General features: G+C 51.4%; 7 protein-coding genes. 6 read left to right on the top strand and 1 reads right to left on the bottom strand.

Going from position 1 to position 8,933, the window contains the following annotated elements; all coding sequences use genetic code 11:
• Positions 1-507, bottom strand: a 507-nt coding sequence (locus HMPREF2608_RS01470; protein ID WP_168167205.1) for a TonB-dependent receptor plug domain-containing protein, incomplete at its 3' end; no start/stop codon positions are given.
• Between the two features lie 595 nt (positions 508-1,102).
• Here HMPREF2608_RS01470 and HMPREF2608_RS01465 point away from each other — a divergent pair.
• The 6 genes from HMPREF2608_RS01465 to HMPREF2608_RS01440 all read left to right on the top strand — a co-directional run bounded on the left by HMPREF2608_RS01465 (position 1,103) and on the right by HMPREF2608_RS01440 (position 8,824).
• Positions 1,103-3,301, top strand: coding sequence for a TonB-dependent hemoglobin/transferrin/lactoferrin family receptor (locus tag HMPREF2608_RS01465; protein ID WP_070825740.1), 2,199 nt, complete (start codon positions 1,103-1,105; stop codon positions 3,299-3,301).
• 73 nt (positions 3,302-3,374) lie between these two features.
• Positions 3,375-4,166: a heme/hemin ABC transporter substrate-binding protein gene (locus tag HMPREF2608_RS01460; RefSeq protein WP_070825739.1), complete on the top strand. Its 792-nt coding sequence runs from the start codon at positions 3,375-3,377 to the stop codon at positions 4,164-4,166.
• A 140-nt stretch (positions 4,167-4,306) separates the two neighbouring features.
• Positions 4,307-5,248: a FecCD family ABC transporter permease gene (locus HMPREF2608_RS01455; RefSeq protein WP_070825738.1), complete on the top strand. Its 942-nt coding sequence runs from the start codon at positions 4,307-4,309 to the stop codon at positions 5,246-5,248.
• A 46-nt stretch (positions 5,249-5,294) separates the two neighbouring features.
• Positions 5,295-6,020 carry an ABC transporter ATP-binding protein gene (locus tag HMPREF2608_RS01450; protein WP_070825737.1) on the top strand — a complete coding sequence of 242 codons (726 nt, stop codon included), beginning with the start codon at positions 5,295-5,297 and terminating at the stop codon, positions 6,018-6,020.
• A 273-nt stretch (positions 6,021-6,293) separates the two neighbouring features.
• Positions 6,294-8,114 (top strand): heme anaerobic degradation radical SAM methyltransferase ChuW/HutW, encoded by a 1,821-nt coding sequence (gene hutW / locus HMPREF2608_RS01445; protein WP_070825736.1) that lies wholly within the window; start codon positions 6,294-6,296, stop codon positions 8,112-8,114.
• 92 nt (positions 8,115-8,206) lie between these two features.
• Positions 8,207-8,824, top strand: a complete 618-nt coding sequence (locus HMPREF2608_RS01440; RefSeq protein WP_070825735.1) for an NAD(P)H-binding protein — start codon at positions 8,207-8,209, stop codon at positions 8,822-8,824.
• The last annotated feature ends 109 nt before the right edge of the window (positions 8,825-8,933 follow it).

Below are 8,933 nucleotides of genomic sequence, written 5' to 3'. Positions count from 1 at the left end.
GCGCCTGCTTTTGCATTTCGTGCAGGATGCCCAAGTCGGTTGCCACAATTCACGGCTGAACGAAGGGCCTTTTTCGATGGAAACGCTGCTGATGATGTTGGGGTCGACGTAGTTGCGGTTGTTTGCGCCTGCGTAGCCGCGCCAGACGGTAATCGCCTGCTCCGTGCCATCAATGGTAACGGGAATCCGTCCCTGTCCCTGTACGCCGCGTATATTGGGATCCAACGCGCCGCTGTTGCGCGCGTCACCGCTGTAAACACCGGACATGCCGCTTAAAAGGTCGGATACGGTGTTGCCTTTGAAGGTTTCGACTTCGTTTTTGCCTTTGTAAAGATTGACGATTTCGCGGGCATAAACTCGGTTTTTACCGATTTCGTCTTTATTGCGTGTGCCTTTGACATTGATGGTATCGAGAATAACTGTCGAATTATCTGCAGCATAAACGGCAGGGACGAAACCAATGGCGGCGATGCAGGCGGAGAGGGTGGTGACTTTGATCGGTTGCATAGAATGTATCCATATAGCTTGATTGGTAAGGCCGTCTGAACAAGACAGACCGAATAGATGCGATTACACTCTGACTAAAATAATACAAATAAGTTTGATTATTATTTATAATTTTGTGAAATTCTAACTAATTTTTAATAATATGGAAATGTTTTTTGAGTTTGAGGTAAATAGAAGGGTGAGGGATAAGAGGAACAAATAAAACCTTGTTTGAATATTTCAGACAGGCTTGGATTCGAATTTCAAATGCAACATCCGGATCCCAGTGGTTGGAACAGATTCAAAAATAAAACTCTTGGCGTTTCGTGGCTAAATGCTTTTCTCTGCGATGTACTTCTCGATCATTGTCGATGATGGTGTCGGCCTCCTAATCGCCGATGCGGGATTTTTGGTCGACAACGGCAGGTCTGTTTTCTATGCCGACACGGTCAGGCACTTTGCTTCTGATCCATGAATTATTTATCCAGCTACGTCATACTATATTTTGCGTTTTTGAAGTGGTTTTTAGTGCTATCTTGAGATTTCTAAACTTGCAAAAACCGCCTATTTATTTTATAAATGCAAACCATTATTATTCAAATGATAAGGTTGTGTAATGAAAAAGAAAGCGATTGCCTGTGTAATAGGGGCGGTTTTTTCCGGACAGTTATATGCGGCTCAGATGCCGGTGGCTCAGGCAGAAATAGAGCCTGTGGTGGTTACGGCCGACCGCAATGCGCAAACCTTGGATAAAGCCGCGCCGAATGTGTCGGTTATCGGACGTAAAACCTTGAATCAAGCCTCGGCGCAGAATTTGGACGATATCGTGATGTATGAATCCGGCGTCAGCGTGCCGTCAGACAACAACCGCCGCGGTCATGCCGGTATCAATATCCGAGGCATAGACGGCAACCGCATTCTGATGATGGTAGACGGCGTGCGCATTCCCGAATCTTATGCAGGTGGCGGCTCCAACGGCGCGATTTCGGGACGCGATATGGTCGAAAGCGACACACTCAAGCAGGTCGATATTGTCAAAGGCCCTTATTCCGCGCTGTATGGCAGCGACGCGCTCGGCGGTGTGGTGAACATGGTGACGCTCTCTCCGAGTGATTTCGTCGATGAAGGCAAACGCGGTTATTTCGGTTTGAAACACGGCTACCGCAGCCGCGACCGCAGCCATGGCGTGACGGCGACTGTAGCAGGTTTCCATGAAAACGCTGAAGGTCTGCTGATGCTGACGCGCCGTCAAGGTCATGAAACCGAAAACATGGGCAGTGATACCAGCTACTCGACTGCGCGTACTGCCACCAATCCACAGAAAAACAATGCCTACAATATCTTGGTGAAAGGCAATATCGGCAACGAACGCCACCGCTTGGAAACTTTGTACGAACAGTATTACCACGCCAACGATACCGTATTGGCAAACGGCTTGGGTTCGCAATCGCGCGGGCCGGTAACCATCGCAACATCTGAGAGCAATGCCCGCGACCGTATCCGCCGTCAACGTATCGAAGCAGGCTACCGCTACACTGGCGAAGGCCATCTGAAAGAAGCCAACCTGACTGCCTATCAGCAAAAACTGCGTACGGAAGACGATACCGTCGATGCGAGCATTACGCGTATGGGCGCGCGCCAATTAGGTAACTCGACCCGTTATTCCGACTATGGTTTCAATCAGACCATACGCGGGCTGAACGGACGCGGCGTGTGGGAGTTTGACGGTGCGGTCAAACAAACCGTCGTTGCCGGTGCCGAATACAAACACACCGAGACCGCCCGTCCGCGCGACAGTCTGACAGTAGACAATCTGACCGGCGCCGTCAGCAAAGTTTATGCAGGCAGCACCTATCCGAATAAAACCTTCCCCGACAGCAAGCGCAAAACGTTCAGTGTTTACGCACAAGACAGCCTGACCTTCGGCAACGGCATTGTTCTAACTCCGGCCTTGCGTTACGAAAAAGACAAGCTGAACACGTCGACCGACCAAGCCTATCTCAACGCAAATCCCGGCGGAACGGCGACGCGCTTTAGCGATTCTGCGTTTACGCCCAGCCTGCGCCTGAGCGTGCCTATGGGTGAGCAGTTCACCGGTTTCGCTACTTATTCCCAAGGCTTCCGTACGCCGCCGTTTGACAGCGCGACCATGGCGTTTGCCAATACAACCTACGGCTATGCCGTCATCCCGAATGCGAATCTCAAATCCGAACGCTCCAACAGCTTTGAATTGGGGATGAAGTTCAAAAACGAACGCGCCCGTGCGCAAGTCACCGCGTTCTACAACCGTTACCGCAATTTCATCAACCGCACTGAAGTCGGTACCTCCACCGTTGGCAGACGCCCGATTATCCAGTACCAATATCAAAACCTCGATCACGTCAAAACCTACGGTGCTGAAGCTTCTGCCGCCTACAAATTCCTGCCGGGCTGGCAAGTCTCCGGCAGCATCGCTTGGATGCGCGGTGAGCAGCAGGACGGCAAACCGTTGGATTCCGCTTATCCGCTCAACGGTGTTTTGGGTTTGGACTACACGCAGGAAAAATGGGGTGTCGGCACCAAGCTGCGTTGGTCGAAAAAACACAGTCGCGTCAGCAGCGACACTGTTTTCCAAGCGCCGGGTTATGGCGTATGGGATGTCGGCGCGTGGTACAAACCGTTTAAAAACCTCGAAATCGGCGCAAACATTTACAACGTCGGCAACAAAAAATACTGGCAACACGCCGACGTTGCCGGCATGAGCCGTACCAGTGTGATGGACTTGTACACCGAAACCGGCCGTAATTTTGCCGCAACCGTACAACTGAAGTTCTAATGTGATTCAACCGTTTTCAGACGGCCTGAGAAAACGAGCAGGCCGTCTGAAAGCATGCGACAAGGAAAAAACAATGAAACTCAAACTCCTTCTGCTTTCCGCGCTTATTTCGTTGGCCGGCACTGCACACGCGCAACGCATCGTCGTGTTAACCCCCGATACGGCAGACATTGTTGCCGCGCTCGGCGCGTTGGACGAAATCGTCGGCCGCGATCAGACCGTTCAAAATCCGGCGTTGAAAAACAAGCCCAGTATCGGCATTCATCGCCGTCTGACGGTTGAACCGATTGTAGCCGTCAAACCCGACATTGCCATCGGTTCATGGATGGCGCAGCCTGCCGATATTTTTGCCCACCTGCAAAAAGCAGGCATTAAAGCCGTCAATGTCGCACCCGACGACAGCATCGCCGCCTATCCGCAAAGTATCCGCAGCATCGGTCAGCTTATCGGCAAAAGCGTGCAGGCAGACAAGTTGGCCAGTAAATGGCAGGCGGATATGAAACAGCAGCCTTCCAGCGGCAAACGCTACCTCTTCAGCTACGACGGGCGCATCGTGTCGGGCAAGAATACCGCCGCCGACGAAATCATCCGCCGTGCCGGCGGTATCAATGCCGCAGCCGCCATTGAGGGCCTCAAACCGATGACGCGAGAAGCATGGATTGCGGCCAAACCCGACATCATCATTATTGCCGACCATAACACCGCCATGATAGGCAATGTCAAAACCTTTGCCGCCCGCCCCGAAATCGCCGGCTCGCCTGCCGCGAAAAACGGCAAGATTTATTTGTGGAAGGCCAACGATATGTTCCGTTACGGGCTGGATACGCCGCAAGTGATTCAGCGTTTGCACGGTTTGGCGAAATAAACACGCCTGTTTTGAAAAAAACAGCCTGATTTTTGTTTTCAGACGGCCTTGATGTGTTCATTCTTGTTGAGGAGACAAAACGGCTGTCTTAAAAATGCCGTCTGAAACCGTCCCTCAATCCGCTTAAACCGCATGATGTCATGAAACCGCATATCCTTACCCTTTGCCTGCTGCTTACTGCCGCCGCCGTTTATTTGTGCTGCGGCATCGGTTTTGGCGCGTGGGAGTCGCCGCTGGCGATGGATGAAACCGTCCGCCAAATCCGTTTACCGCGCATCTATACCGCGCTTTTGGTTGGAGCCGGTTTGTCCGCTTCAGGGGCGGCATTGCAGGCTTTATTTGAGAACCCGCTGGCCGATCCGAGTTTGATCGGGACGTCGGGCGGGGCGGCCTTGGGCGTGATAGTTTTATTGGCTTTGGGCGGCGGTGCGATGGGTGTGCCTGCGGCGGCTTTTCTCGGTGCATTGGGTGTATGCCTGCTGATTTTGGCGGTGCACAAACTGCTCGGCGGCGGTACTTTGGGATTGCTGGTGTTGGGTTTTGTGTTGAGTGCGTTTTCGGGCGCGGTGGTCAGCATGATTTTGTTTTTATCTGACGATTTGGTATTGCGCAGCGCGACCACATGGCTGTCGGGCAGCCTTGCTGAAGCCGGTTTCTCATCGCCTGTCGTGGCAATCGCGGTCATGTTGCCCGGTTTTCTGATTTTGCTGTCCGCAGGCAGGCGGCTGGACGTTTTGATGACGGGGGAAGACACGGCTGCCAGTATGGGGGTGTCGGTTGGGGCATTGCGTGTGCAAACCGTAATCGGTGCAGCATTGATGACGGGGGCAGCGGTATCGCTTTCGGGCATCATCGGTTTTCTCGGCATGATGATCCCCAATGTGCTGGCACAAACCGTCGGCGGCAGCCGCCGCAAACTGATTGCGTTGTCGGCTTGGTTGGGCGCAGTATTTTTGATGGTGGTGGACGGCGCGGCACGCTGGCTGACATACCCTGTCGATCTGCCGGTTGGTATCGTGATTGCCTTATTGGGCGGACCGTTTTTTATGTATTTGTTTATTAAGCCTTTGAAAAGCCGTTGATGCCTGAACAGGCCGTCTGAAACTTCATTTCCCCATATTTTTTGCCATGCACTCTTTATTTCAAATCCGTAATCTCTCCGTCCGCGTCCAAGACAAAACCCTGCTTGAAATCGATCAACTGGATATACCTTCGGGCATGACCGTCATTATCGGCCCGAATGGTGCGGGCAAATCCACTTTGCTGCGGGCCTTAATCAGGCAAACAGGGCAGGGGGAAATCACGCTTTTCGGTGAGGCCGATGCGCCGCAAATCCGCGCGGGCAGGGTGGCATGGGTCGGGCAGCATGGCCGATACAACATGCCGATGACCGTACGCGAATACATTGCGTTGGCGTCGTTCGTACAAAAAGACCGTCTGAACCATGAATGGGCGGACGAGTTGCTCGATTATTTTGATTTGACGGCCTTGGCGGATAAGCGTATCGGCAAGCTCTCAGGCGGCGAACAGCAACGCGCCAACATCATCCGCGCCCTGTTGCAAAACGCGCCAGTCTTGCTTTTAGACGAACCGTGCAACCATCTCGATATCCGCCACCAACACCGCCTGATGCAGTATTTGGTCGGGCATTCAAACCGTGCCTCATCAATGATGGTATTGCACGATTTAAACCTCGCCGCGAGTTATGCGGAACATATTATTTTGATGAATAAGGGAAAAGTCGTTGCATCAGGCAAGGTAGGGGAAGTGATGCGCCCCGACTTGCTTGAATCGGTTTACGGTTGGCAGATACGCCGTTGCGAAGATGAAACAGGGTTTTATTTCAGAAGCTGAGCGCCAACAGGCCGTCTGAAAACGATAAAGAAAATTTATTTTATCGTTCAAAAATGAAATGAGATGGGAGGATATTCCCGGCTTGAAGAAACAGATTTTGCGCATTTCACAAGTAATATGCCGATTTTAATCAAATAGAAATACATTTAATTATTTATAGAATACAATATTTTAAAATAATACTGATTTTTAATTACACAAAAATATTGACAAGGAAATGATGATGGTTATTTAATATAACAATCTTATTGATAACTTTTATTAATCATTATCATGGTACAGCAGCTTGTTTGGACTCCAAGACAATCCGCACCCAAGGCATTTCCCGAACGTCAGGCATTAATGCCCGTTTGGGGCGGCGTTCCAATGCCGTGCCCCCAGTGGCAGAACATTTGGAAGAAAAAGCTTCCCCATGCCGCCGATGTGGACGCGCTTGCTTATCTGCATATTCCATTTTGCGCCAACCATTGCGTTTTTTGCGGCTTCTACCGTAATGCGTGGAAGGACAGCCAAAGCAGCGTGTACACCGACAAAATTATCGAAGAAATGGCCGCTGAAGCCGAAGTTCGTACAGGCAAGGGCAAAATCCGAGCTGTTTATTTCGGGGGCGGTACGCCGACCGCGTTGCTTACGGAAGACCTCGTCCGCCTGATTCGTGCCTGCTACCAATATCTGCCGCTTGCCGAAGACTGCGAGTTCACCATCGAAGGGCGCATGAGCCATTTCGATTTGGAAAAAGCACAGGCCTGTCTCGAAGCAGGGGCCAACCGCATTTCCATCGGCGTGCAAACCTTCAATACCGCCATCCGCCGCCGTCTCGGCCGCAAACACAGCGGCGACGAGGCGTTTGAATATTTAGCAAAATTGTGCGAGCTCGATGCCGTGATTGTGGCCGATTTAATGTTCGGCCTGCCCAATCAAACCGATGACGTTTGGCAAAACGATATTACCCGCGCCGCCGAGCTGCCTCTGTCCGGTTTGGATACATACGCGTTCAATCTTTATCCCATGCTGCCCATCAACCGCATGATTGAAAAAGGCGCATTTCCGACACCGCCGGGTTTCGATATTCAGGCAGACCAATATGCCTACACAGTTGAAACACTGCTGGAAAAAGGCTGGGAACAGGTCAGTAACAGCCACTTCGCCTATCCCGGCCGCGGCGAGCGCAACCGCTACAATACCCTGATCAAATCCGATATTCCCTGTTTGGCGTTCGGCTCCGGCGCAGGCGGTAACTTCGGCGGTTTCAGCTATCAGGTGCAGGGCGATTTGGAGAGCTATCTCGCCACGCCGAAAGACGAGAAAAACATCGCGTTTATGAGCGGTCATAGTCCAAATAAAGCACTGCTCAGCAAAGTTCAGCACGATATTGAAACAGGTCGTCTGAATCCATTATTGTTCGACGGCAACAAAGCAGCGCAAAAGCTGATTGCCCAATGGCAGGAAATGCAGCTTTTTAAAGAACCCGATTCGGACGGCCTGATCCGTTTGAATACCAGTGGCCGTTATTGGTCGCCCACCCTTATCCGCAAACTCATGCTCACTCTTCCGACTCAAGAAAAGGATCAAACCATGCAAAAACTTTCAGCCGAACAACAAACCATGTTACGTCACTCATTGGAAAAAAATCCCGGCCAAGTGCTGGAAATGCTGGCTGCGCAAAACCAATGCAGTTTTGAAGACGTTATCCGCTGTCTGCCGGAAGAGAATGTGCGTCAAACCGAAGGCAGCCGCATAGTCGAAATCCTCCAAGCCGTTGCCGCATGGAATGAATCCGTTACCTTCATCGCCCACACCCCCGATGCCATCGTCGAAGTCAGCGGCAAACTGCCTAACGGCAAAGTCGGCCGCGGTTTCTATAACTTTGACCATCCTGAAACCGACGGCGGCGTACACGGCCACATCTACTATGAAAACTGCGCCTCCATCTACCTTTTGGAACGCCCATTTATGGGTAAAGCCACTTGCTCGCTCAACTTTATCAACCGCAACGGCGGCGCCATGTTTAAAATTTTCGTCGGCCGCGACGAAGCAGGCGAGTTGAAACAACACCAAATCGAAGCCATGCGTAAACTATTTGATGCCGCTTAAACGGTTTCAGACGGCCTGAAAATCCGTTCCTTGTTGCATAGAGGAGCGGATTTTCTAACAATAAACATCTACCATACAAAGGAATCTCAAACATGCAACTCATCTTCGGAGCCAACGGCCCGTCCGGCCGCGCCTATATCCGCACATTGACTGACTCAGCCGATACCGTCGCCGTATTAAGAAAGCCGTCTGAAGACAGCTTTTTTGCCGAACATAATATTCAAACCGTCGTCGCCGATGCGCTTGATGTCGACGCACTCGATAAAGCGTTGGCACAATATCGTCCCGATACCGTGATCAGTTTTGTCGGCGGCAAAAACGAAGAGGGTATCCGCAGCGATGCGCTGGGTAATATCAACATCATTGCCGCTACGAAAGCCGTCAATCCGCAAGCCCGCTTTGTATTGATTACCAGCATGGGCTGTGGCGAACAATGGGACATGATGAGCGAGCCGTTCAAACAGGCACTCGGCGAAGCCGTCCGTGCCAAAACAGAAGCCGAAATCTATCTCAAACAAAGCGGTTTGAATTGGACTATCTTGCGCCCCTGCGGCCTTGCCGATGGCGAAGATAATGCCTATACCTTGACACAAAATGCCCAAGAAATTCCGCAAAAATACATGACACGCAATGGCTTGGCCGCTGCCGTTGCTACCATTGTCGGCCAAGCGGACAGCAAGGGCGAAACGTATAGCGTTGGTGCGGCATAAACTGATTGAGTAGATTGCCCACTTTTCATTGTTAAAGTTGGAGTAGGTAATTGGTTAGCAGCCGATCAAATAATAAGAGACCTTTGCAAAATTCCCCAAAATCCCCTAA

Source organism: Neisseria sp. HMSC064D07 (genome assembly GCF_001837185.1).
Lineage (GTDB): Bacteria > Pseudomonadota > Gammaproteobacteria > Burkholderiales > Neisseriaceae > Neisseria > Neisseria flavescens_C.
Note: the sequence above shows the minus strand (reverse complement) of the source record. Positions and strands in the feature narration are given on the sequence as shown.